The 22,415-nt window shown below is 68.6% G+C and carries 23 protein-coding genes and 1 pseudogene; 8 read left to right on the top strand and 16 right to left on the bottom strand.

The features are described from left to right. Positions 1-62 precede the first annotated feature (62 nt). Both ACFQDH_RS05505 and pknB read left to right on the top strand, forming a co-directional pair. Entirely contained in the window at positions 63-1,307 is a 1,245-nt protein-coding gene (locus ACFQDH_RS05505; RefSeq protein ID WP_382399235.1) for a protein kinase domain-containing protein, read from the top strand. Beyond that, the gene (gene pknB / locus ACFQDH_RS05500; RefSeq protein WP_382399233.1) at positions 1,304-3,175 is read left to right on the top strand and encodes a Stk1 family PASTA domain-containing Ser/Thr kinase; all 1,872 of its coding nucleotides are present in this window, start codon (positions 1,304-1,306) and stop codon (positions 3,173-3,175) included. Before ACFQDH_RS05505 ends, pknB begins: the two co-directional genes overlap by 4 nt. A gap of 39 nt (positions 3,176-3,214) precedes the next feature. Here the strand turns inward: pknB and ACFQDH_RS05495 are convergent, their stop codons facing one another. Both ACFQDH_RS05495 and ACFQDH_RS05490 read right to left on the bottom strand, forming a co-directional pair. Next, positions 3,215-3,850: an aminodeoxychorismate/anthranilate synthase component II gene (locus tag ACFQDH_RS05495; RefSeq protein WP_382399231.1), complete on the bottom strand. Its 636-nt coding sequence runs from the start codon at positions 3,848-3,850 to the stop codon at positions 3,215-3,217. A 4-nt stretch (positions 3,851-3,854) separates the two neighbouring features. Then, positions 3,855-4,604: a DUF881 domain-containing protein gene (locus ACFQDH_RS05490; protein ID WP_382399229.1), complete on the bottom strand. Its 750-nt coding sequence runs from the start codon at positions 4,602-4,604 to the stop codon at positions 3,855-3,857. A 92-nt stretch (positions 4,605-4,696) separates the two neighbouring features. Between ACFQDH_RS05490 and ACFQDH_RS05485 the strand changes: the two genes are divergently transcribed. Further along, positions 4,697-5,050: a cell division protein CrgA gene (locus ACFQDH_RS05485; RefSeq protein ID WP_382399227.1), complete on the top strand. Its 354-nt coding sequence runs from the start codon at positions 4,697-4,699 to the stop codon at positions 5,048-5,050. Between the two features lie 718 nt (positions 5,051-5,768). On the opposite strand, the gene ACFQDH_RS05480 is transcribed toward ACFQDH_RS05485, so the two are convergent. The 5 genes from ACFQDH_RS05480 to folE all read right to left on the bottom strand — a co-directional run bounded on the left by ACFQDH_RS05480 (position 5,769) and on the right by folE (position 8,839). Further along, positions 5,769-6,149, bottom strand: a complete 381-nt coding sequence (locus ACFQDH_RS05480) for a type II toxin-antitoxin system VapC family toxin (protein ID WP_382399225.1) — start codon at positions 6,147-6,149, stop codon at positions 5,769-5,771. 5 nt (positions 6,150-6,154) lie between these two features. Then, positions 6,155-6,412: a FitA-like ribbon-helix-helix domain-containing protein gene (locus tag ACFQDH_RS05475; RefSeq protein WP_382399223.1), complete on the bottom strand. Its 258-nt coding sequence runs from the start codon at positions 6,410-6,412 to the stop codon at positions 6,155-6,157. Positions 6,413-6,507: 95 nt separating this feature from the next. After that, positions 6,508-7,293 carry a dihydropteroate synthase gene (locus tag ACFQDH_RS05470; protein WP_382399221.1) on the bottom strand — a complete coding sequence of 262 codons (786 nt, stop codon included), beginning with the start codon at positions 7,291-7,293 and terminating at the stop codon, positions 6,508-6,510. Positions 7,294-7,408: 115 nt separating this feature from the next. Then, positions 7,409-8,161: a dihydrofolate reductase family protein gene (locus ACFQDH_RS05465; RefSeq protein ID WP_382399219.1), complete on the bottom strand. Its 753-nt coding sequence runs from the start codon at positions 8,159-8,161 to the stop codon at positions 7,409-7,411. Between the two features lie 33 nt (positions 8,162-8,194). Then, positions 8,195-8,839: a GTP cyclohydrolase I FolE gene (gene folE, locus ACFQDH_RS05460; protein ID WP_465253873.1), complete on the bottom strand. Its 645-nt coding sequence runs from the start codon at positions 8,837-8,839 to the stop codon at positions 8,195-8,197. Between the two features lie 90 nt (positions 8,840-8,929). Between folE and ACFQDH_RS05455 the strand changes: the two genes are divergently transcribed. Continuing rightward, positions 8,930-9,604 (top strand): helix-turn-helix transcriptional regulator, encoded by a 675-nt coding sequence (locus ACFQDH_RS05455; RefSeq protein WP_382399217.1) that lies wholly within the window; start codon positions 8,930-8,932, stop codon positions 9,602-9,604. A gap of 6 nt (positions 9,605-9,610) precedes the next feature. On the opposite strand, the gene ACFQDH_RS05450 is transcribed toward ACFQDH_RS05455, so the two are convergent. From ACFQDH_RS05450 to ACFQDH_RS05415, 8 genes are all read right to left on the bottom strand, one after another. After that, positions 9,611-11,593, bottom strand: a complete 1,983-nt coding sequence (locus tag ACFQDH_RS05450) for an HlyD family efflux transporter periplasmic adaptor subunit (RefSeq protein WP_382399215.1) — start codon at positions 11,591-11,593, stop codon at positions 9,611-9,613. After that, positions 11,586-12,464 carry a hypothetical protein gene (locus ACFQDH_RS05445; RefSeq protein WP_382399213.1) on the bottom strand — a complete coding sequence of 293 codons (879 nt, stop codon included), beginning with the start codon at positions 12,462-12,464 and terminating at the stop codon, positions 11,586-11,588. The genes ACFQDH_RS05450 and ACFQDH_RS05445 overlap by 8 nt, the downstream gene beginning before the upstream one ends. Before the next feature lie 3 nt (positions 12,465-12,467). Next, positions 12,468-13,694, bottom strand: coding sequence for an ABC transporter permease (locus ACFQDH_RS05440; protein ID WP_382399211.1), 1,227 nt, complete (start codon positions 13,692-13,694; stop codon positions 12,468-12,470). Continuing rightward, a complete protein-coding gene (locus tag ACFQDH_RS05435; RefSeq protein ID WP_382399209.1) occupies positions 13,694-14,392 on the bottom strand; it encodes an ABC transporter ATP-binding protein in 699 nt (232 codons plus the stop codon). The genes ACFQDH_RS05440 and ACFQDH_RS05435 overlap by 1 nt, the downstream gene beginning before the upstream one ends. After that, positions 14,389-15,756: an efflux RND transporter periplasmic adaptor subunit gene (locus ACFQDH_RS05430; RefSeq protein WP_382399207.1), complete on the bottom strand. Its 1,368-nt coding sequence runs from the start codon at positions 15,754-15,756 to the stop codon at positions 14,389-14,391. The genes ACFQDH_RS05435 and ACFQDH_RS05430 overlap by 4 nt, the downstream gene beginning before the upstream one ends. 129 nt (positions 15,757-15,885) lie before the next feature. Continuing rightward, positions 15,886-16,206, bottom strand: a complete 321-nt coding sequence (locus tag ACFQDH_RS05425) for a rhomboid family intramembrane serine protease (RefSeq protein WP_382399205.1) — start codon at positions 16,204-16,206, stop codon at positions 15,886-15,888. Beyond that, positions 16,203-16,694 carry a rhomboid family intramembrane serine protease gene (locus ACFQDH_RS05420; RefSeq protein WP_382404813.1) on the bottom strand — a complete coding sequence of 164 codons (492 nt, stop codon included), beginning with the start codon at positions 16,692-16,694 and terminating at the stop codon, positions 16,203-16,205. The genes ACFQDH_RS05425 and ACFQDH_RS05420 overlap by 4 nt, the downstream gene beginning before the upstream one ends. A 64-nt stretch (positions 16,695-16,758) precedes the next feature. After that, the gene (locus ACFQDH_RS05415; protein ID WP_382399203.1) at positions 16,759-17,277 is read right to left on the bottom strand and encodes a peptidylprolyl isomerase; all 519 of its coding nucleotides are present in this window, start codon (positions 17,275-17,277) and stop codon (positions 16,759-16,761) included. A gap of 210 nt (positions 17,278-17,487) precedes the next feature. On the opposite strand from ACFQDH_RS05415, the gene ACFQDH_RS05410 reads away from it, so the two are divergent. Further along, positions 17,488-18,339, top strand: coding sequence for a hypothetical protein (locus tag ACFQDH_RS05410; protein ID WP_382399201.1), 852 nt, complete (start codon positions 17,488-17,490; stop codon positions 18,337-18,339). A 72-nt stretch (positions 18,340-18,411) separates the two neighbouring features. On the opposite strand, the pseudogene dinB reads toward ACFQDH_RS05410, so the two are convergent. Beyond that, positions 18,412-19,604, bottom strand: a pseudogene (dinB, locus tag ACFQDH_RS05405) (DNA polymerase IV). 116 nt (positions 19,605-19,720) lie between these two features. On the opposite strand from dinB, the gene ACFQDH_RS05400 reads away from it, so the two are divergent. From ACFQDH_RS05400 to ACFQDH_RS05390, 3 genes are all read left to right on the top strand, one after another. After that, a complete protein-coding gene (locus tag ACFQDH_RS05400) occupies positions 19,721-20,935 on the top strand; it encodes an ATP-grasp domain-containing protein (RefSeq protein ID WP_382399199.1) in 1,215 nt (404 codons plus the stop codon). A 68-nt stretch (positions 20,936-21,003) separates the two neighbouring features. Then, positions 21,004-21,978: a Type 1 glutamine amidotransferase-like domain-containing protein gene (locus ACFQDH_RS05395; protein ID WP_382399197.1), complete on the top strand. Its 975-nt coding sequence runs from the start codon at positions 21,004-21,006 to the stop codon at positions 21,976-21,978. After that, positions 21,971-22,402 (top strand): hypothetical protein, encoded by a 432-nt coding sequence (locus tag ACFQDH_RS05390; protein WP_382399195.1) that lies wholly within the window; start codon positions 21,971-21,973, stop codon positions 22,400-22,402. The genes ACFQDH_RS05395 and ACFQDH_RS05390 overlap by 8 nt, the downstream gene beginning before the upstream one ends. Positions 22,403-22,415: the final 13 nt, after the last annotated feature.

Genomic DNA, 22,415 nt, shown 5'->3' with positions numbered 1-22,415 from the left:
CGCAGCGAGCGAACAATCAGGCTCAGGGCAAACACCGACACCCGAGGAACGAGGGGATCGGTATGAGCGACACAGGGGACCTGATGGGAGGTCGCTATCGGCTGACCAGTCGCATCGCGGCCGGCGGCATGGGCGAGGTGTGGCAGGCCCGTGACGAGATCCTGGGGCGCATCGTTGCGATCAAGCTGCTCAAGGAGGGGCTCACCGACGAGGAGGGCTTCACTGAGCGGTTCCGGAACGAGGCCCGGCTGTCCGCGGCGCTGGCGCACGGAAACATCGCGCAGGTCTACGACTACGGCGAGGACGGCAATCTCGCCTATCTGGTGATGGAGTTCGTGCCGGGCAAGCCGTTGTCCTCGATCCTGCACGAGCGGGGTCCGATCTCGGCGGCCGACACCGCGAACCTGATCGGCCAGGCGGCCGCGGCATTGCACGCCGCGCACCGGGCCGGGCTGATCCACCGCGACGTGAAGCCGGCCAACATGCTGGTCACCCCCGACGGCGTGGTGAAGCTGACCGACTTCGGCATCGCCCGCGCGGTCGGCTCGGTGGCCATGACAAAGACCGGTGAGGTGATGGGCACCGCCCAGTACCTCGCCCCCGAAGCGGCCATGGGTCGGGAGACGACGGCGCTGACCGACGTTTACTCCCTTGCAGTCGTCACCTACGAAATGCTCGGCGGCAGAAGGCCGTTCACCGCTGACAGTGCGGTCGCCCTCGCTTTGGCGCACGTCAACGAGCAGCCGCCACCGTTGCCGGCGGAGGTGCCGGCGCCGATGCGCGCCGTCGTGCACGTCGCACTCGAGAAGGACCCGGAGGCTCGGCCCAGCTCCGCGCAGGAGTATGGCCGGGCGCTGCGCCAGGCCGTCGCCGACAGTGAGCAGATGGGCCTGAACATCTGGACTCCCGCACCCCGTCTGGGCGGCCCGGTCCGGCCGAGCGGATCCTCCGGCCCACAGTCCGGGACTTCGTCCGGTCCGCAAACCGGCCTGAAATCGGGTGGGCAACCGAAGACGAGCAGCGCGAAACGCAAGCTCGGCAAGTCCGGGCCGCAAACCACGTCTTCGCGGTCGCAGCCGGTCGCGGGATCAAGTGGTTCATCCGGCAGCCAGGCGATCGCCCAACCCGACGGCTCCCGCAACAAACTGCTGCTGATCGGCGGTGGGATCCTCGCCGTGGTGATCATCGCGATCGTGGTGGGCGTCATACTGGCGACGCAGGGTGGCGGCCCGAAGGTGCCCGCCGCGCCCGACAGCGGCCCGTTCAACCAACCGATCGTGACCTACAGCCCGGAGGCTTCATCGTGACCGACGGACTGCCACGCATCTTGGGCGGTCGCTACGAGATCGGTGAACTCATCGGCCGCGGTGGTATGGCGGAGGTGCATCTCGGACACGACACCCGCCTCGGCCGGACCGTGGCGATCAAGATCCTGCGCGCCGACCTCGCGAGGGACAGCACGTTCCTGACCCGCTTCCGGCGCGAGGCGCACTCGGCCGCCGGGCTGTCACACCACTCGATCGTGGCGGTCTACGACTCGGGCGAGGACACCTTCACCGAGACCGGTGGCGCGACCATCGACGTCCCCTACATCGTCATGGAGTATGTCGACGGGCAGACGCTGCGCGAGATCCTCAACGAGGAGGACAAGCTGTCCTCCGACGAGGCGGCCCGGATCACGATGGGCATCCTGTCGGCACTGGAGTATTCGCACGACAAGGGCATCGTGCACCGCGACATCAAGCCGGCCAACGTGATGCTGACCAAGGGCGGCAGCGTCAAGGTGATGGACTTCGGCATCGCGCGTGCGCTGGCCGACACGGGTGCGACGATGACCTCCGCGCAGGCGGTCGTCGGCACCGCGCGCTATCTCTCACCGGAGCAGGCGCAGGGCGAGACCGTCGACGCGCGCTCCGACCTCTACTCCGCCGGCTGCGTGCTCTTCGAGCTGCTCACCGGTCGCACACCCTTCGTCGGGGAGCCGGTCGCGCTGGTCTACCAGCACATCACCGACCCGCCGAAACCGCCTTCGGCATACGAGCCGTCAGTGCCCAAGGCGATGAACGCCGTCACGCTGCACTCGCTGGCCAAGGCACGCGATGATCGCTATCAGACCGCTGCGGACTTCCGTGCCGACCTGCAGGCCGCCCGGACCGGTGCCCCGCTGAGTGACGGTGCGACGGCGGTCATCAGTGCTGCGGCGGCCGCCGCCCCGTCCGTCATGGACCGTGAACCGCAGGCGCCGACGCCTCCGCCGGCGCGCCGCGACCACACCCGCGAGATCCACGACAAGGAGCCGCAACGCCGGCTGACCGGTCTGTGGGTCGTCGCCGGTGTCATCGCGCTGCTGGCGATCCTCGGCATCGGCTATCTGGTGATGAACGGCAACAACAAGACCGCGACGGCCGCGGTGCCCAACGTGGTGCAACACACGGAGGCCGAGGCCAAGCGGATCATGACCGACCGTGGCTTCAAGAACGTCAAAGTCGCCCTGGTCAAGAGCGACGTCACCAAGGGATATGTCGCCAGCACCGACCCGACCGGCGGGACCAAGATCGACCCGGCCGACCAGATCCTGCTCAACGTCAGTGACGGGCCTGGACTCGCGTCCATCCCGGATGTGTCGGGCAAAAGCGTCGCCGAGGCGGAACAGGCGCTCAAGAACCAAGGCTTCGCCAACATCACCGTCGCCAGCAAGAAGGTCGACGACTCGGAATTCGCTGCAGGGCAGGTCGTTTCGACAATTCCGGGAGTCGGCTCGATGGCCGACCCGAGCCAGCAGGTGACGCTCAGCGTCAGCAGCGGCAAAGTGCACGTGCCGCAGGGGATGCTCGGCCAGGCGGCCGGTGATGCGCAGTTCGAGCTGCGGCAGGCCCACCTGAAGTGGGTCACCAAGCAGATTCCGGTCAGCAGCCCGGACCAGGGCGGCAAGGTGCAGAAGGTCTCGCCGAAGGAGGGCGACCTCGTGGACAGGAACTCCACCGTCACCCTGACCGTGGGTGCCTACTCCAGTCAGACGACCGTGACGATCACGCCGCCTGCGCCGCCGGCCAGCACGTCCACCACGCCCAGCTCCAGCTCGAGTCCCACGTCGAAGCCGACTTCGCCGAGCTCGACGCCGACCAGCACCCCGCCGGAGTCACCCACCCACACCGGCATCCCGCTGCCGCACTGACGCGGGCGACAACCCTGCCGGGGCCGACGAGTGCCGCGATCAGGCGCTGTGCGCGGTATGCACCAGTGGCGCGAGCCCGGCGGAGCGCTCGATGGCGTCCGGCATGCCACACAGCGTCAGCCAGTTGGCGAGCATGCGGTGTCCGCCCTCGGTCAGCACCGACTCGGGGTGGAACTGCACGCCGTGCAGCGGCAACGTGCGGTGCCGGATGGCCATGATGACGCCGGAGTCGGTGCGGCCGGTGACCTCGAGTTCGTCGGGCACGGTGCCGGATTCGATCGCGAGTGAGTGATAGCGGGTCGCGGTGAACGGCGTCGGCAACCCCTCGAGCACGCCGACCCCTTCGTGCACGATGCGGGAGGTCTTGCCGTGCAGCAACTCCGGGGCGCGGTCGACCGTGGCGCCATACACGACGCCGAGGGCCTGGTGCCCGAGGCAGACCCCGAACATCGGCTGCTCCCGCTGCGCGCACGCCTCGATCATCGCGGTGGAGACGCCGGCCTCCTCGGGAGTGCCGGGTCCGGGTGAGATGAGCACGCCGTCATACCCCTCGCCGCCAGCGGCGGTGATCGCGTCGTTGCGCACGACGGTCGTCTCGGCGCCGAGCTGCTGGAGGTAGCCGACGATGGTGAAGACGAAACTGTCGTAGTTGTCGATCACCAATATCTTTGTCATTGCGTCACTTTCCGACTTTTGCGTATTTCAGATCGAGTGCACCCTGGTATGCCGGGAAGGTCTCCTTGTCGGAGGTCTGCACGTCATACCCGAGACCGGCCAGCGGCACGTAGGCCTGGTAGTTCTGGACCGCCGGGCTGTCGTTCAGCGCCTTGCGCAGCGTGGCGGGGTCGCCCATCGCCTTGATGACGAACGGCGGCGAATAGACCCGCCCTTGCAGCAGCAGGGTGTTGCCGACGCAGCGCACCGCCGAGGTGGAGATGACCCGTTGGTCCATCAGCATCATCGCGCTCGCCCCGCCGGCCCAGAGTGCGTTGACCACCGCTTGGACGTCCTGCTGGTGCACCACCAGCCAGTCGAGGTTCGCGCCCTGCGGCAGCGTCGACGGGTCGCGGGTCGAGTCGTTCAGGCTGACGGTCACGACCTTGCCGGTGGCTTTGGTCAACCCTGCGTCGCCGGCGTAGGCGTCGGCGGTGCTCTGCGTCGACCGCAACTTTGACGAGCCAGGAGCATCACGTATGCCGAGCCGCTTCACGTCCGACTGCAGCCCCGCCACGTCGGCTGCCTGCCCGGCGACCCGCCGGTTGCCGTCCTGCACGACCTGCACCAGGTCGCGGGTCCCCGGCCGCAGGTCGCTGCCCTGGGACGTGGTCGCGCTGACCCCGAAGAGCAGCCCGGCGGCGACGCCGATCGCCGGCACGGCATACGTCCACCGACTGCGTGGTGCCTTCAGCACGGCTGATGGTCGCCACATGTCGCGCCTCCTCGGGGGTCTCCGCGCCCCGTTGCACGGGGTAGGTGAAATAGTGTTGACCAAATTCTGACATTTCGCTTTGGGAGTATGCCGTGAGCACGTCCGAGAACAACGCCGACGACAGGTCTGCAGTCCCCGCCGGCGACGAGGACGCCGCCGCCAAGAAGGCTGCCAACAGGGCCGCCGCCAAGGAGGAGAAGGCCGCGCGCCGCAAGGAGGAGGACCGCGAGCGCGAGGAGAAGCGCGTCGCGAAGATGGTCGACGCGCCGAGCCCCGGCTGGTGGGTGCCGACTCTGTGCACCCTCATGGTGGTCGGCTTGTTCTGGCTGGTCGTCTACTACCTGACCGGCGAGAAGTACCCGATCCCCGGCATCGGGCTGGGCAACATGGCCATCGGTTTCGTGTTGATCCTGGTCGGTTTCGGTATGACGACTCGTTGGCGGTAGCCGCCGACCTGGGTTTACCCACAGGGTTATCCACAGGTCGGTGGAAAACTACACCTTTGTAACTCAGCGCCCCGAGGGGCGCTGTTTTGCATTCCGGGGGTGCCTCGCTGCCGAACGGCGAGTGGTTTTGACCCCGCAGCTTTGCGTGCCACCCGGACGCCGCCGCCCGCGGCGTTCAAGCCACCCCCGCCGGGTAGGTCGAGGATCACGAGCTGGCTGCTCGCGGTGCCTACACAGGGCTCTGCGCGGCATACGGGCGCTGATTTCGGCGGGCTCGGGACCCGTGGGGCGCCTAAGGCCATCAGAGATTCGAATTTAGTTCAGTAGCAACCAGATTCGCCCGATCTGGGCGATCGGACGCGCCGTCTTGCTCAGATGAGCGCGATTCGCCGCGGATCGGCTGATCGGCGCAAAGCCGGGCGGAGGTTTTGCTGCGAAGGCAGAGCGTCGACGTGGATCAGTCACCCGGCTCGTCGGCACCGGACGTCATCCGAGTCGGGCACCGCGCATCGCTGCGGTTCGGTAGGCGTGAGGACCCGTGCAACACGATCGCCGACGCGTCGACACGCGGCGGTGCGCCGGACGCGGATTCGGGCGGTAGACGGCTGATCGCGCGATGGAAGTCGCGTTGTCCACAGAGTTATCCACAAGCGGTGGATAACTACATGTGTGTAACTTCGATCAGGTGATCGGCGGCGCCGATGCCGTAGACGATCGGCTACCGGACCTCTATCTGGGCGCGGTGTCCGGATGATCGGGCCAGTCGGCCGTCTCGTGTCACCAGGGGGCAATCCAGTGCTTCGGCCAGGGCGACGTACGCGGCGTCGTCTGCCGAGACGTTGTTTCTCAGGTGGAAAGCGCGCCTTCGCAAGGCATGCGCGAATGGCCAGCGCTGCACCGGCAGATCGTCGAAGTCGGTGAGGAGGTCCTCTGCGCGGGTGACGCTGAGGTGTCCTCCCAGGGTGAGTCCCCGGAGTGCGGAGACAACCTCGAAGTCGATCAGGCTGGGGGCATGCAGCTCGTCAGTTGCCAGTCGCGCGCGTAATGCGTCGCTGCCGGCGACCGCGGTCAACGCGTCAACGACGGCGGCGCTGTCCACGACAATCACTTCGTTGACGCCTGCTGCAGCTGTTCGTCACGCTCTGCACGAGCCTCGTCGAGCACGTCGACGGCGGAAACCGCGGCTCGTTCGCTGCGTCGAGCAGCGCGATCGAGCACCTCAGCGACCGTTGGCCGAGCGATCTCCCGGTCGAGCAAGTTCAACAGGTAGGCATTCAGAGACTCACCTCGAGCAGCCGCCCGCGCCTTGAGTGCGCGCCGCGCGTCGTCGGGCACGTTCCTGATCTGCAACAGAGAACCCATGCATCCATAGTACGTCCATCTCAATGCACTCTGTATATGTCCCGCATCGCCACAAGACGATCGCTCTGCGGTCGGGAACCTACAGCTGGCTCGGGTCAGCTGGGATCGGGAGCGGTCGAGAAGAAGCGCAGTGCCTCCAGCACGCTGTGCACGAGGGGGACTTCATGCGTGCGGTAGACGCCGGTGCCGCCCAAGTGCGCGAGGACGGCGAAGAAGCCCTCGCCGCTGCGGTACTGGTCCTCGAAGATGTCGAACGCGTGCGGCAGGGCGTGACAGACCGGCACACCGAGCCGGCGCAGCCGAAAGGTGTGCAGCAGGGCGGTGGCCTGGTGGCGGGCGCGGGCCCGCTGGTCGTCGAGGTGGAAGCCGAAGCCCAGGCCGGGGTCGATGGCCAGGCTCGGGACACCGAGCTGTCGGGCCCGGTCGATCCGCTGCCCGAAGACGTCCAGCATGCGGGGAATCGGGTCGGGGTCGATGACGTCATCGGTGAGCGCCCGGGCGTTGGGACCGAGCACGTGACACAGCACGACGGTCGCCTGATGCTCGGCCGCCAGCGCGAACATGCGGTCGTCGTCATCGGACCCGGTGAGGTTGAGCAGGCAGGCACCGGCCTTGAGCCCGACCCTGGCCACCGGCTCCTGGTAGGCCTCGACGGACACCGGGACGCCGACCTCGGTGAGTTGCTCGACCACCGGCGTCAGCAGCGCCTGCTGCTCGGCGAGATCGGCCCGCGCGGCCGTGGCGCGGGTGGACTCCGCACCCACGTCGACGATGTCCGCTCCGGCCGCCCGCTGCACCCGGGCCTTGCGCACGGCGGACGCGGTGCTCACGGCAATGCTGTCCCTGTATGACGAATCCCGCGAGAGATTGACCACGCCCATCAGGACCGGCCGCTCATCGGTGTCGATCGTCCGCGAGCCGAGTTGCAGGGGGCGACGGGAGTGGACAGTTCGGTTTCGTACCGGCGGGCGAGCTCGGCCAGCGCAGCGAGGCTGATCATCGGCCCTGCGCCAAGTAGCGCATCATCATCGTGTCGTCGCCATACAGCGCATGAGCCAGCCGGAACTCAGTCACCTGGGGCAGGGCAGAGGTGTCCGGTGACAGCGCGGTCCCGGCGAACACCGGACTGACAGTGATGTCGGCCTCGTCGACCAGGTCGGCAGCCACCAAGTCGCGCAACAAGTGCGGCCCACCCTCGCAGACGATGCGGGGAAGCTTCCGCTTGATCAGTGCGTCGATGATCGCCTTCGGAGTGGTCTGCTCCAGGACGATCAAATCCGCGTGCTCGCGTGCCATCGCCAGGCGTCCCGCGTCGGCGTCGGTGCGGGTGAATACCACTGGCTGGCAAGTGGATTCGTGCCACAACGGCAGCTCCCAGGGCAAGTCGAGCGACCCGCTCACCACGGCCACCACCGGAGCCGGCAACTGTCCGGCCGTCTCCCGTCGTGACGCGTCGGCAGGCTTGGCCCGCATCGGCGTGTAGTGCTCGGCACGCAACGTCCCGGCGCCGATCAGCACGGCATCGGCATCGCGGCGCACCGCATTGAAGATCAACTGGTCGGCCGGCGACGACACGGAGCCGCTCAGCCGGTCGGGGCCGACAGCCGCCCCGTCAAGAGTGGTCACCATCATCGCCCGGACCCATCGCCCGGGTCCCGGCCACGGGTAGGCCCGCAACAGATCGTCCTCGGTCAGTCGATCTGCACCGGTGAGTGGGAGTGGGCCATGAACACGGCCAGCCTCAGACATATCTCCGCAACCTACCTCCCGGTCGTGCGCGGGTCAGCGGTTGACACCCGCCAGCGCCATGAATTCGGCGCGCGAGCGCGGGTCGTTCCGCAGCTCGCCCAGCAGGCTGGAGGTGACCGTGCTCGAACCCGTTGCCTGCACACCGCGCAGCGTCATACAGGAGTGCTCGGCGGACATGACGACACCGACCGCCCGCGGCTCCAGCTCCTCCTGCAGCAGGTCGGCGACCTGCTTGGTGAGCCGCTCCTGGGTCTGCGGGCGGCAGGAGAAGTGCTCGACCACGCGGGCCAGCTTGGACAGACCGAGGATGCGATCGCCCGGCAGGTAGGCGACACATGCCCGCCCGGTGAACGGCAGCAGGTGGTGCTCGCACACCGACCGGAACGGTATGTCGCGCGCCAGCACCAGCTCGTCATACCCCTCTTCGTTGGGGAAGGTCGTCATCTCGAACGGTCGCGCCGTGAGCATCTCGGCCCAGGCGCGCGCCATCCGGCGAGGGGTGGCGCGCAAGTGCTCCGACTCGAGTCCGACGCCGAGCGCCTGCAAGAAGGCGGCCGCCGCGGTCTCCGCCGCGACCAGGTCCATGCCGTCCACCGGTGCCTCGGGCGGCACGCTGCGCACCTGGCCCCAGACTCGCGGGTGCTCCTGCAACGACTCCTGCGTCAACGGGACAGCCATGCCCGGTCTCCTCTATCAACAATGATGAAGATTTTAGAATGTCGGCCTGACCGATGTTTGTCAAGATCGATTGATGATAGATTATCGGTGATGACCGACAGCGAGGAGACACCGGATGCCATGGCGGGACTGTCCGCCTTGGCCGATCCCGTTCGTCGGCGGTTGTACGAATATGTCGCGGGCCAGGACTCACCCGTCCGCCGCGACAACGCCGCAGACGCCGCTGGTGTGAGCCGCACCCTGGCGGCATACCACCTCGATCGGCTGGCCGACGCCGGCCTGCTGGCCACCAGCTACGCCCGCCCGGAAGGGCAGACCGGGCCGGGTGCGGGGCGGCCCGCCAAGCTCTATCAGCGCACCGACGACGAACTCTCCGTCAGCGTCCCGCCGCGCAGCTATGCCGTCCTGGCCGGACTGCTCGCCGACGCGGTATCTGGGGACGAGTCCGGTGCCGTGCGGGACGCGCTGCTCGCGGCAGCCACCGAAGAGGGCAGCAAGGCGACCCGTGACGGCGAAGACCTACTCACCACGCTCCGCCGGCGCGGCTACGAGCCGGAGGTCGTCGACGGGGAGATCGATCTGCGCAACTGCCCCTTCCACCAACTCGCGCAGCGTCACGTCGAGTTGGTGTGCGGACTCAACCACGCGCTGCTGCGCGGCGTGCTGTCGGCACGCGGCGAGAACCCGGACTGCGCGCGACTGGCACCCCGGCCCGGCCACTGCTGCGTCGTCATACGCAACAAGGACGGCGCGCAGTCCGCCTGACGGGAGTCAGCCGCCGAAGCGCCGGGTGCCCCCGCTCAGCCCACCGCCGGCGAAGGCGGACCCGCCGGTCAGCGCACTCCCGCTGCTCGTGCTGCCGCTGCTGGGCAGCGACTCCTTCAGGTTCGCCAGTGCCACTGTCGAGCCCGCCTTCAGCCCGCTCACCTGGGCGACGCCGCCGCCGACGGCGCCGACCGTGACGACCTGACTGGTGGCCTTGCCGCCCGAGATCACTGTCACCGCAGCGCGATCGGTCGCGACGACCTGCAGCGCCGACACGGGCACAGTAACCACGTCCTTGACCGACTTGGTGGTCACGTAGGTCTGTGCCTGAGCCCCGCTCGCGAAGGCGCCCGGCGCCGAGTCCACCAGGATGGTGACCGGGTAGGTGCCTGTCGAGCCGGCCAGGATGCCGACGTTGGTGACATAGCCGTCGACGCTGCCGTTCGCGCCGGGCACCGAGACCTTCGCCGACTGGCCCTCGGCGAGTTGCGGAAGCTGGGCCAGCGTCGCATCGACCGTCACCGCAGCCGCCCCAGCACCGACGATCGTGACGGTGTCGGCGGAGGTGGCGGACCCGCCCTTGGTGAGCCCGACCGCGGCGACCGTGCCGCTGATGGGTGCGACCAGGGTGCCCTGCGCCTTGATCGCCGTCGCCTGGGTCAGGGCCAGCTGGTCCTGTGCCACCGTCGCTTCGAGCTGCGGGACGCTGGTGCCGCCCTTGCCACCCGCCGTGGAGCCGGACCCGCCCGAGGTGCCGGCGGACTTGGTCGTCGTCGCGACGCTGGTCGCAGTTGGGGTGGGCGACGTCTTCGTCAACGCGGCCGGAGTCGACGCGGACCGGCTGGGCGAACCGGTCGACGACGACCCTCCGGTCGTTGATCCACCGGCGCTGCCACCGGCAGGCTTGCCGCCCGTCGAACCCTTGGAGCCGCCGGACGACACCTTGCCGAGCTGTTGGTCGAGCGTGGTCACCGTCTTACCGACATCCGACATCACCGTGCTCAGCGTCCGTACGTCGGCAAGGCACGCGGCGAGGCCCTTGGGGTCCTGCGGGGCCTGCGGTGACGCGGTCACGGTCGCGGTGACCGTCTCGGTCACCGTCGGCGCGGAGCTCGAGCTGGCGCTCGAGCTGCTGGAGCTGCTGCTCGGCGAGGACGAATCGGTGCTGCTGCTGGTCGGACCTGGAGTCTGCGTCGAGGAGGGACTCGGCGTCGAAGTCGGCGACTCGGTCGAACTCGGCGCGGCCGTGGACCGCGGCCGACCGGTTCGGGTCGAGCTGGGGCCCGGTGATGCCGAGCCGGTTGGCGTCGAACCACCGGCGGTCACGAACGGCGCGCAACTGGTCCGCTCGGCTGCGGTTGCGGTGCGCAACGTCTTCAGCTGGTTGTCCAGCTTGCCTGCCGTGGAGCGCAGCGCGGTCAGCTCGCTGCTGGACGCGTCCGACGACGTGTCGGTCCCGGCGCCCGACGTTGTCGATCGCCCGGACGAAGTCGATGGCGAGACCGTCGAATTGTTGTGTGTGCCAGTGCTTCTGGTGAGCCCGCCGCTCGATGCGGCCGAGGTCGAGCCCGTGCCCGTGCTCGCGGAAGAGGTGCCGGTCGTGCCCTGCTGTGCGCTGACCAGCTGTGCCTGGTCCGAGGCGAGGGTCGCCTGCGCTGACACGACCGCTACGTCCAGCGCCGTCGGATCGAGGGTGGCCAGCTTCTGACCCGCGGTGACCCGCTGGCCGACCGCGACGCTCACCGAGGCGACCGTGCCGCTCACCGGGAACCCGACCGCGGCCTGCTTGACGCGTTGCACGGTGCCGGCGAGTGCGACTTGCTGGCTGACCGATCCGGTCGTGGCCGCGGCAGTCCGGTAGTTGCGGTCGATGGCGTTGCCGGCCGCTGCCGACTGTGCAAGATAGAAGCCACCAGCCGCGACGACGGCCACCACCAGGCCACCGCTGGTCCAGCCGATCACCTTGCGAGATCGCGTGGTGTCAGCCATTGGTCGCTCCCGTGCCGCCGGCACCGCGGCCGCCGAAGCCGGAGTCACACGTGCCGTTGACCGACTGTGAGACGACGATCTGCCGCGCCGCGAGCGCGCTGCCCGATTGCGTGCCGAGCGCCGTCATACATTCCCCGGCCGTCAGGCTGGCCGCGGAGCCCTTGACCTCCTTGATGTATGTCGTGGACGAATCCGTGGTCACCGCAACCGCTTTCGGCGACGATGCAGCTGGTTTCGACGGACTTGCGGAGGAGCCGCCAGCCCGATCTCGCACGGTGACCGTCAGGGTGAACCCGCCGGAGGAGCGCTTGGACACCTTCCCGCTGAAGCCCCCGAAACCACCTCCGGCAGCAGCGGATCCGGACGATCCGCATGCGGAGGCTGCCTGGACGGTGACGGCTGTCGCGGTGACCTTGCTCGGCAGCGTGAAGTTGCCAGACCGCCGCGCGCCCGACGGGCGGGCGCCGGTCGGCACCCCAGAGGCTCCGGCCGACAGCCGCCCGGCACCGCCTCGACCCCCGCCGAATCCGGTGCCCGCAGAGCGGATCGAGACGCACGACCCGTTGACGATCGCCGCAGCCGTCGCCGGCTGTTGCTCGACGATCGGTGTGCTCGAGGTCCAGGTGACGGTCGAGGACTGACCGCTGGTGGAGTTGACCGTGGCCGTGGAGCCGGTGTGCGACGCGATGACCCCGCTCACCCCCGGCTGGCGGAAGCCGCTGCGCCCGTTGCCGGGACCCGACGCGGACGCCGACCCGGTCCCGGTAGCTGCCGGTGATGAGACCGCGGTGGCCGCGCCGCCTCCGCACCCGGCCAGCAGCAGGACACCGGCAGCGCCCAGGACAGCACCAAAACTCTTGTTGATCAACATGTTTCACTCGCTTCGCAATGCTTCGATGGGCGCGAGCCGGGCGGCTCGGGATGCTGGGTAGACGCCGGCGACGACACCGACGACCACCGAGACCAACAGGGCCAGTAGGGCGGCCTGCACCGAGATGCTCACCGGCTGCCCGACGACATTGGGCAGCACCCGTGTCCCGATCAGCCCGATGATGATGCCGAGCCCGCCGCCGACAAGGCCGAGAATGCTTGCCTCCGCGAGGAATTGGGCCCGTATGACGCCAGGCGTCGCACCCAGGGCCTTGCGCAGGCCGATCTCGCGGATCCGCTCGGTGACCGACACCAGCATGATGTTCATGACGCCGATCCCGCCGACCAGCAACGAGATTGCCGCGATGCCGCCGAGCAGGACGGTCAGGGTGTGGGCGGTGCTGGTCGCGGTCTGGACCAGCGAAGCCTGACTGGTCACCGAGAAGTCGGCGGTCGACGCCGTCACGCCGTGCGCGGCCACCAGCGCATTGGTCGCCTCCTGATAGGCGGCCGACAACGCCGACGAGTTGCGTGCCTGTACATAGATGTCGGACAGGTTCGCCGAGCCGGAGCCGGCGAGGCGGGCGGCATACGTCGTCTCGGGGACGATCGCCGTGTCGTCCTGGTCGGTGGTCGAGGTCGACCCGGCGGACTTCAGCTCGCCGACCACGGTGAAACTCTGCGAACCGATCGTCACCGTCTGCCCGACGGGGTTACGGGCGCCGAAGAGCTGCTCGGCGCTCGTCGATCCGAGCACCGTGACCGTGGCGGCATCGGCCTGGTCGTCGGCGCTGAGGAACCGCCCGAGCGCAACCGACCGGTCGCGCACTTGCAGCCAGCTGGGTGTCGTGCCGACCACCGACGTCGACCAGTTGGTGTCACCGACCGCCAGCGATTGCGTGCCACTCATCGTCGGCGCGACCGCCTCGATGTCTGGAGCGACCGTCGAGTCGGCCAGGGTCTGCGCGTCGACGGTCGTCAGTGTCGTCGCCGAGCCGCGCCCCGCGCGCACCCCGGAGGTGGAGGTCGAGCTGCCCGGTGAGACGACCAGCAGGTTGGTGCCGAGGGCGTTGATCTGGCTGGCGACCTGTTGCTGGGCGCCCTGCCCGAGGCCGACGGTCAGCATCACCGCGGCGATCCCGATGGTGATGCCGAGGACGGTCAGGATCGAGCGCAGCCGCCGGTGGCCGATCGCGTCGTATGCCGTCCGCAGGGTCTCCCGTGGCCCCATCAGGCGACCTCGCCGGTGGAGATCCGGCCGTCGCGGATGAGGACGGTGCGGGACGCCTGCGCGGCGACGTCGGCCTCGTGGGTGATCAGCAACACCGTGTGCCCGGCCGAGTGCAGCTCCTGGAAGAGGCCGAGCACATCTCGGGTGGCCACCGAGTCCAGGTTGCCGGTCGGCTCGTCGGCCAGGATCAGGTCCGGCTCGGTGACCAGTGCCCGTGCAACGCTCACCCGCTGTTGCTGACCACCGCTCAGCTGGTTCGGGCGGTGGTCGAGCCGGTCGCCCAGGCCGACCCGGCCCAACGCCTCGGCCGCCCGGTCGCGCCGCTCCTGGCGAGGCACACCGCCATACACAAGGGGCAGCTCGACGTTGCGCAACGCGGTCATCGACGCCAGCAGGTTGAACTGCTGGAAGACGAAACCGATCCGCGCGTTGCGGACCTGGGCGAGGCTGCGCTCGGTCATCTGCGACACGTCCAAGCCGCCCAGCTCGTAGGTGCCGGCGCTGGGTATGTCGAGACAACCGAGGATGTGCATCAGGGTCGACTTGCCGGACCCGGACGGCCCCATGATCGCCACGAAGTCACCCTCGGCGACCTCCAGGTCCACCCCGCGCAGCGCATGCACCTCCAGGTCACCGGTCCGGTAGACCTTGGTCACGTCCCGCAGGACGAGGTTCTGGACGGTGTCGTCGACGGTCACTGGCCGCCTCCGGCCCCGGCACCGCGACCCGGGAAGTTGCCGCTGCCGCCGCCGCCGAAACCGCCACCGAAGCCACCGCCGCCCGTCGTACCCGACCCGCCACTGGACTTGGTGCCGAACGCATTGCGCGAGGCAACCACGACCAGTTGACCCGCGGACACGCCGCTGCGGATCTGGGTGCGGCTGCCGTAGACCCCGCCGACCGTGACCGTCACTTGCTTGGACGACTTGCCCTGCATCACCGTCACCGTCGGCTTTCCTGCGCTCGACGTGCTGATCGCGGCCGTGGGCACCGACAAGACGTTGCCCTGCTGACTGGTCGCGATGTCCGCGGTGGCGCTCGTGCCGTCATACAAACCGGTGTGGGTGCCGTCGAGGACGATGGTCACCGGGAACGTCGCCACCGAGCTGCTGCTCGTGCTCGCGATCAGCCCGATCGAGGTCACCTTGCCGGTGTATTGCGCCGCGGAGGTCGTGCCGGTCCCGCTGCCCGTCGTGCCGCTGGTGCCGGAGCCCGTCTGGGCGCTTGATCCGGTCTTGCCTCCTGCACCGGCGAACGCCTGCCGACCGGTGGTCCCCGACGTCGACGTGGCCACCGAAACCGACGCCTGCTGGCCCTTCTTGATCGCGGCGAGATCTGCGGCGCTGACTGACGCATTGACCGTCCAGGACGACGTGTCGACCACGACCACCTGGGCCGACGACGTGCTCGACGATCCCGTGGCGGTTTGGCTGTTGCCGGCCGACCCGGCGGAGGCATTGGCCGAGCCGCCTCCGGTGCCGCCGCTGGAGCCGCCCGATCCCGATCCCGATCCGGCGGACCCGTTGACCTGATCGCCGACCGCAATGTCGACCGACGCGACCGTGCCCGTGATGGTACTGCGCAACGTCGCGTCGGTGACCGCCTGCTGGGCCGAGGTCAGCTTGGCCTGCGCTGCGGTGACCTGCGCGCTCGCGCCGCTGATCTGGGTGCTGTCGGAGGCGGCCTGGGCCGTGGTCAGCTGGGACTGCGCGGCGGTCAGGCTCGCCTGGTCAGCGGTCACCTCCGCCTTCAGTGAGGTGGCGTCGACCGTGGCGAGCGCGTCGCCCGCGGTGACCTGCTGCCCGACTACCGCATCGACGGCACTGACCGTGCCGCTGCTGCCGAAGTTGAGGTTCGCGACGTGCGTGGGGTTGAAGGTTCCGGACACCGTCACGGTCCGGCTCACTGTGCCCAGGGTCACCGGCTGGGTGACGCTCGTCGTGCTTGCGGCCTGCTGGCCGGTGCCGCTCGATCGGCCGGCGAGCAGCCACCAGCTGCCGCCGGCGATCGCGACGGCGGCCACCACCACGACCGCGATCCACCAATGTTTTGTTGTGCGCACCCGGCGACTCCTCGCATGCAGTGCCGGCCGGGACGTTCCAGACGGCTAAGAGGCATATCCCATGCGAGCGCCCTACGAAACGCCTTGCGTTCTGCTGTGGCGAGAATGTGGTGCGGACTGCGTATGACGTCAGCCGGTCGGCAGATGCACCGACTCGAACCGAACGATGGCCAGGACCACGAGCAGGATGCTGATGCCCGCGAGCGCCACCCACTGCCACTGCGCACGCTGCCGGCCCAGGACTGCGATGGCGGCCGCGCACAGGCCGCCGGTGATAGCGCCGCCCAGGTGCGCCTGCCACGCGACGTCCGGCACGAGGAAGCCGATGACGCCGTTGATGACGATCAGTCCGATCATCGGACCGACGCCACGCCCGAGGTGCCGGTTGAGCACCACCACGACGACGAAGAGACCGAAGACCGCCCCCGATGCACCGACCGTCGGGGTCACCCAGCCGGTGTTGAAGTCGGTGGGGAGCTCGGGGTCGAGGCCAGCAGCTCATAACCGACCGACCCGCCGACCGCGGAGATCAGATAGATCGCCAGCAGCCGCACCCGACCGAGCAACGGCTCGAGGTACTGACCGACGATCCACAGGGCGTACATGTTGAACAGCAGGTGGAAGATCGACGACGGCGAGTGCACGAACGCCGCGGTCAGGAACCGCCACGGATCCTGCTTGGACAGCACCGGTGCGTAGAGCAGGTCGATGGTGACCTTGTCGTTGAGCTGCTGGCCGATCCAGACCACCACACAGATCGCGATCAAGGTGATGGTGACGACCGGGCGGCCCTCGGCCACCCGACCGCCGAACATCGACACCACCGAACGACTCTGCTTGCGCTGCGCGGCCACGCAATCGACGCACTGCACGCCGACCGGCGCCGGGCGCTGGCACTCGGCACACGTCGGTCGGCCGCATCGCTGGCAAGACACCATCGCCACCCGGTCAGGGTGGCGATGGCAGGTGGGGAGATTCCCCATGCTGTTGCTCACTGCTCAGTCACTTCTCGACGGTGACCTTCTCGATCACGACGGGCTCGGCCGGGCGGTCCTGCGCACCGGTCGGCACGGCGGCGATCTTGTCGACAACGTCGCGGCTCGCCTGGTCGGCAACCTCACCGAAGATGGTGTGCTTGCCCTGCAGCCAGCTCGTCGCGCCGACGGTCACGAAGAATTGCGAGCCGTTGGTGCCCTTGCCACCGCGCTTGCCTGCGTTGGCCATCGCCAGCATGTATGGCGCGTTGAAGTTCTTGTCCGGCGAGATCTCGTCGTCGAACTCGAAGCCCGGGCCGCCGATGCCGATGCCCTGGGGGCAGCCGCCCTGGATCATGAAACCCGGGATGATCCGGTGGAAGGTCAGGCCGTCGTAGTACGGAGTGGGGTTGGTGCGACCGGCGTCGTCGCGGTAGTCCTTGGTGCCCTCGGCGAGGCCGACGAAGTTCTCGACCGTCTTGGGAGCTTCGTTCGGGAACAAGTTGATCTTGATGTCGCCGTGGTTGGTCTGCAGTGTTGCGATCATGCACATAGTCTGGCATCCGCAGGCGCCGTACTCTCAGGTACACCCGGACCGGCGTTGCTGCTTGCCGGTGGGACTTGGCAGGATGAAGCGAGTAAGCCTTGAAGTTGATTTTCAATAAGTAGCAGTGACGCTTGCGCTGAGCTGACCCAGGCAGGGGCTCGTTGCCTGACTGGTCGGCGCAGCGGAAACCTCAAGCCTAGGAGGGCTCCAGTGCTCAGCAAGACCTCGCGCAAGGACGTGGCCAAGGACAAGGTAGCCGACCTGGCATCAGCAGTGGCTGACGCGGCGGAAGCCGGCCGCGAGAAGATTGCACCGGTCGTGGAGAACGTCACCGGTCAGCTCTCCGACGCCGCCGACAAGGCGTCCGACGCTGCAGCACCACACGTCGCTAAGGCGAAGGACGTCGTTGCCGAGGCCGCGGCGCCGCACGTCGCAAAGGCCAAGGAAGCCACCGCCGATGCGGTCGACACCGCAGCACCGCATGTCGAGAAGGCGAAGAAGGCTGCCAAGAAGGCCTCCGAGGACGTCACCGAGGCCGCCGCGCCGCACGTCAAGAAGGCGAAGAAGGCCACCCAGCAGGCGTCCGAGAACGCCGCGAAGATCAAGGCGTCGGCCGCGGACCGCGCCGAGGCAGCCGGCCTGACCAAGGAGCAGGCACACCGCCTGTTCGCCGACGAGTGGATGCCGCGCATCCAGGAGACGATCGCAGCCACCACTGCAGCCGGCACCCAGGCGTATGCCGCCCTGCCGCAACAAGCCCGTGATGTCGTGGAGACCGTCGCACCGCAGGTCGCGAAGAAGCGCCGCAAGAAGGGCAAGTTGCTCATCGCCCTCGGCCTGCTCGCCGGAGCCGGAGCGGTCGCCCTCTACCTCAGCGGCCAGAAGGGCGGCGCCAAGCGCGTCCCGGAGGTCACCGCGCCGGAGATCGAGAAGCTCGACGTCAACCCGGTCGAGGACACCACGGCGGTGCCGGCATCCGACGACGCTGTCGGCGACCTGGAGAAGAAGGTCGACGCTTCGGTCACCGGCTCACGACGTGGCCGGCACGCTGCCAAGGAGTGACGTCATACAGCCGAAAGCCCCCGAATCACTGTGTGGTTCGGGGGTTTCGTCGGTATGACGGCCGGTGCATCGTCATCGCTGATCGGGCAGCTGCGGGGTGCTGAAGCCCTCGGACCGGCCGAGCAGCACGGCCCGGGTGACGGCGGCGCTGCCGAACCGGTCACGCACCGCGTCGAGCGCGCCGTCCAGCCGGGACGGGGCCACGGCTTCGAAAGGCAACTCGAGTTGCTCGTCGGCTGCTTCGTCGAGTCCGCTGATGCTGATGCCGACCAGGGTCACGCCCCGGTCGGCGATCAGCGGCATGGCCTCTTCCAGCAGCGCTCGACCTGCGACCAGCCAGGCGTCGGTGCCCGCGGTGGCGCTGCGCAGCGTTCGCGATCTCGTCACCCGGGTCATGTCCTCGAACCGCAGTCGCAGCACGAAGGTTCGCCCGACCCGCTCGCCGGAGCGCAGCCGCCGGGTCACCTTGTCGACCAGGCTGACCAGCGTCGCGTCCAGTTCGGCCCCGGTATGACGCCCCCGCCCGATCGCCCGCTGCGCACCGACCGACCGGCGCCGACGACCGGTCTCGACCCGGCGCGGGTCGCGCCCGTGGGCGAGCGCGTGCAGATGGTGACCGCTGCCCGGGCCGACGATGGCGATCAGCGCATCCTCTTGAAGGGCGGCGAGCCCACCGACCGTGCCGATGCCGCGCGCGTGCAATTTGCCGGAGGTCACCTTGCCGACGCCCCACAACGCCTCGATCGGCAGCGGGTGCAGGAAGTCCAGCTCCCCGCCGACCGGCACGCTGAGCAGGCCGTCCGGCTTGCTCGCGGCGCTGGCGACCTTGGCCAGGAATTTGCTGCCTGCGATGCCGACCGAGATCGGCAGCCCGACCTCCTGTTTCACCCGGCGCCGCAACACCGCACCCACGGTCGACGGCGATCCGCTCACCCGGCGGAGCCGCCGACGTCGAGGAACGCCTCGTCGATCGACACGCCTTCGACCAGCGGTGTGATGTCGCGGAAGATCTCGAAGACGGCGCGAGATGCCTCGACATACGCGGTGAAGGTCGGCGGCACCTCGATCAACCCCGGGCACAATCGCCGCGCCACCCGTGAGGACATGGCGGTACGCACGCCCATCGCCTTCGCTTCGTAGCTGGCGGCGAGCACGATGCCGCCGCCCACGGCGACCGGACGACCACGCAAGGCGGGGTCGTCACGCTGCGCGACGCTGGCATAGAAGGAGTCGAGGTCGGCGTGCAGGAAGTTGCCCTCTGACACACCCCCATATTCACACCCGCCACTGACAACCCGAGCCGGCCGAGGAGCGCGTGAGGTACGAGCGCGCGTCTCGAGGCCCTACGCCGACGCCGGAAATGCCGCTAGCCTCACATTTCATGAACATCGTCTTCGTCGAGCCGAACTTCCCGCGTAACCAGCGCGAGTTCGCGCGTGCGCTGCACGGGGTGGGCGCCAGCGTCTTCGCGGTCGGCGAGACACCATGGGAGTGGCTGGACGAGCAGCTCCAATCGTGGGTCGATCACTACTACCAGGTGGGCTCGGTCACCGACGTCGATCAGCTGCGTATGGCGGTCGAGCACTTCCAGTCGTTCGCCTGGATCGACGGCATGGAGGCGACGATCGAGGCACACACGCTGCCGGCCGCGATCGTGCGAGAGGCTCTCGGCATACCGGGCACGTCCGTGCGCACGACCTGGTTGTGCCGCGACAAGCCGGCGATGAAGGAGGCCTTGCGCGCGGCCGGCGTGCCGACCGCCGCGTCGGCGGCAGCACACGACATCGACGACCTGCGTGACTTCGTCGACGAGCATGGCTACCCGGTGATCCTCAAGCCCCGCGACGGTGCCGGCGCCGCCGGCACGACTCGAGTCGATAATTTCCGCGAATTGGTCGACACCGCAGCGACATTCGGCGCCACCGAGTCGATCGCGATCGAGGAGTTCGTCGAGGGGCATGAGGGTTTCTACGACACCCTGAGTGTCGATGGCCACATTGCACTGGACTTCGCCTCGCACTACTACCCGGGGGTGCTCGAGGCGATGCGGACGCGCTGGGTCAGTCCGCAGTACATCTCGACCAACCGGGTCGACCAGGCTCCGTTCTACCGGGAGCTCCGCGACCTCGGCGAGCGGGTCAACGAGGTCCTCGGCATACACACCGCGCCAACCCACATGGAGTACTTCGTCAGCCCGAAAGGCTTGCGGTTCAGCGAGATCGGCGCCCGGCCCCCGGGTGTCGGCTGCTGGGACCTCTACTCCGCGGGCAACGACATCGACATCTACCGCGCCTGGGCGGACGCGATCGTGCACCACCAGGTGTGGCACGTCCCATCGCGTGCGTATGCCGCCGGCATCATCGCGCTGCGACCCGACCGCGACGGCACCATCACCTCCATCGACGGACTCGACGACATCAATTCGCGGTATGGCGAATGGATCCTGGACTCTCACCTGCCGGTCGGCGCCGCGACGCAGCCGATCGAGGCCGGCTACATGGCCAACGCGTGGATCCGGATGAAGCACCCTGACTACGACGCGTTGCGCGGGATGCTCGACGACGTCGGGCGCACCGTGCAAGTCCACGCAGGTTGAGCGCCGACCCGAGCGAGGACACGAGTGAGGCACGAACGAGGCCCGCAGCGAGGGGAAGAGGCGCGACCATGGCAGTGAGCGGCTCGCCGCGAAACCCGTTGGTACTGCTGGGTCCCCAGCGTCGACCGGGTCTGGACAAGATCATTGCGGGCCTTCAGCTGAGCGGCCCGTTCGCCACCATCACGGCCGGCTGGCAGGAGCGTGAGCTCGCCGACGACGAGTTGGACGAGCACCTCGGAGGTCGGGCAACCAACTTGGCCCTCTGGTCGCGACGTCAGGACGTGCTCGACCGGGACCCGGATTTCGCCGCCGCCCATCGGCGTCGCTCGGTCGAGCTCACCGACCTGCAGGAGCTCTACCTGATCGGGGTTCGGCATACCTCCCGGGCGTTGACCGAGCTGCGCTCGCAGACCGAACGCTCTGAGCGCGCAAAGCGATTCGCAGTCAGCGATGGCGAGGAAGTGCTGCGCTCCCTCGACCAGCGGCACCTGGAGCGCGTGCGGGAGATCAACGCGACCTTCTATGCCGCGACGCGCCCACACGAGCACCCGCTCATCGCGGCACACCGCGCGGAGGTGGCGCAGCTGCTCACCGCCGCCGAAGCCGTCGTGCTGGCCGGCGGGCACGTGGGTGAGTTGTTGGACGCACTGCACCTCTTCAACGTCGTGCCGGCGGGCCTGGACCGACTGCCGGTGATCGCCTGGTCGGCAGGGGCGATGGTGCTCACCGAGCGCGTTGTTCTCTTCAACGACAACGCATCTCGCGGGCCACGCGCGCCCGAGGTGTATGACGACGGGCTCGGCCTGTTGCCGGGGGTCGTGGTGTTGCCGTCCGCGCGGCAGCGACTGCGGATGCAGGAGACCGCGCGGATGGGGCTGCTCGCCCGTCGGTTCGCGCCGGCGGTGTGCGTGCCGTTGGACCCGGGTGCCCGGGTGCAGCTCGAGGCGGACGGCTCGCTGCCCGGGGATGCACCGGTGATTGACGAGTCGGGCGTCGCGAGCACGTTCGAAGCCGTCTCGTCCGCAGGAGCGGTCAATGGCTGAGCAGCTCGCGATCCATCGGCTACGAGCGCGAAAGCCGTTGGATGACAATGCCATCGACCGATTCCTGCAACAACACACGGTGCCGATCGTCGAGGGTGCGAAGTGCACCTTCCTGTTCCGCGGTGACGCGGACGAGGTGTGGGTGCGGCACCGGATCGTGGGTCGACCGCAGCGCGTGCCGATGCGCCGACTGCCCGGGACGTCGCTGTGGTTCGTCATACTCGAGCTGCCCGCCGGGTCGCGGGTCGAGTACCAGCTCGAGGTGCGCCACGGCGAGCACCACGAGGAGGGCAACGACCCGCTCAACCCGCACGTCGCCAACAGTCCGGTCGGCTCGTCGTCGGTCCTGCAGGCGACCGGGTATGTCGTGCCCGACTGGGTGCACCCCGACCCCGAGGCGCGCCCGGGGAGATCGTCGACCTGACGGTGCAGTCGCG

It is taken from the genome of Flexivirga alba, from assembly GCF_042661025.1.
GTDB classification, from domain to species: domain Bacteria; phylum Actinomycetota; class Actinomycetes; order Actinomycetales; family Dermatophilaceae; genus Flexivirga; species Flexivirga alba.
Note: the sequence above shows the minus strand (reverse complement) of the source record. Positions and strands in the feature narration are given on the sequence as shown.

What these genes read in the sequence shown, in the direction of transcription:
- ACFQDH_RS05470 (WP_382399221.1), bottom strand. Translation starts at nt 7,293, where the DNA reads ATGGGCGTGGTCAATCTCTCGCGGGATTCGTCATACAGGGACAGCATT.
- ACFQDH_RS05465 (WP_382399219.1), bottom strand. Translation starts at nt 8,161, where the DNA reads ATGTCTGAGGCTGGCCGTGTTCATGGCCCACTCCCACTCACCGGTGCA.
- ACFQDH_RS05420 (WP_382404813.1), bottom strand. Translation starts at nt 16,694, where the DNA reads ATGGTGTCTTGCCAGCGATGCGGCCGACCGACGTGTGCCGAGTGCCAG.
- ACFQDH_RS05455 (WP_382399217.1), top strand. Translation starts at nt 8,930, where the DNA reads ATGACCGACAGCGAGGAGACACCGGATGCCATGGCGGGACTGTCCGCC.
- ACFQDH_RS05400 (WP_382399199.1), top strand. Translation starts at nt 19,721, where the DNA reads ATGAACATCGTCTTCGTCGAGCCGAACTTCCCGCGTAACCAGCGCGAG.
- ACFQDH_RS05505 (WP_382399235.1), top strand. Translation starts at nt 63, where the DNA reads ATGAGCGACACAGGGGACCTGATGGGAGGTCGCTATCGGCTGACCAGT.
- ACFQDH_RS05440 (WP_382399211.1), bottom strand. Translation starts at nt 13,694, where the DNA reads ATGGGGCCACGGGAGACCCTGCGGACGGCATACGACGCGATCGGCCAC.
- ACFQDH_RS05490 (WP_382399229.1), bottom strand. Translation starts at nt 4,604, where the DNA reads ATGTGGCGACCATCAGCCGTGCTGAAGGCACCACGCAGTCGGTGGACG.
- folE (WP_465253873.1), bottom strand. Translation starts at nt 8,839, where the DNA reads ATGGCTGTCCCGTTGACGCAGGAGTCGTTGCAGGAGCACCCGCGAGTC.
- ACFQDH_RS05395 (WP_382399197.1), top strand. Translation starts at nt 21,004, where the DNA reads ATGGCAGTGAGCGGCTCGCCGCGAAACCCGTTGGTACTGCTGGGTCCC.
- ACFQDH_RS05445 (WP_382399213.1), bottom strand. Translation starts at nt 12,464, where the DNA reads ATGTTGATCAACAAGAGTTTTGGTGCTGTCCTGGGCGCTGCCGGTGTC.
- ACFQDH_RS05415 (WP_382399203.1), bottom strand. Translation starts at nt 17,277, where the DNA reads ATGATCGCAACACTGCAGACCAACCACGGCGACATCAAGATCAACTTG.
- ACFQDH_RS05495 (WP_382399231.1), bottom strand. Translation starts at nt 3,850, where the DNA reads ATGACAAAGATATTGGTGATCGACAACTACGACAGTTTCGTCTTCACC.
- ACFQDH_RS05475 (WP_382399223.1), bottom strand. Translation starts at nt 6,412, where the DNA reads ATGGGTTCTCTGTTGCAGATCAGGAACGTGCCCGACGACGCGCGGCGC.
- ACFQDH_RS05390 (WP_382399195.1), top strand. Translation starts at nt 21,971, where the DNA reads ATGGCTGAGCAGCTCGCGATCCATCGGCTACGAGCGCGAAAGCCGTTG.
- ACFQDH_RS05450 (WP_382399215.1), bottom strand. Translation starts at nt 11,593, where the DNA reads ATGGCTGACACCACGCGATCTCGCAAGGTGATCGGCTGGACCAGCGGT.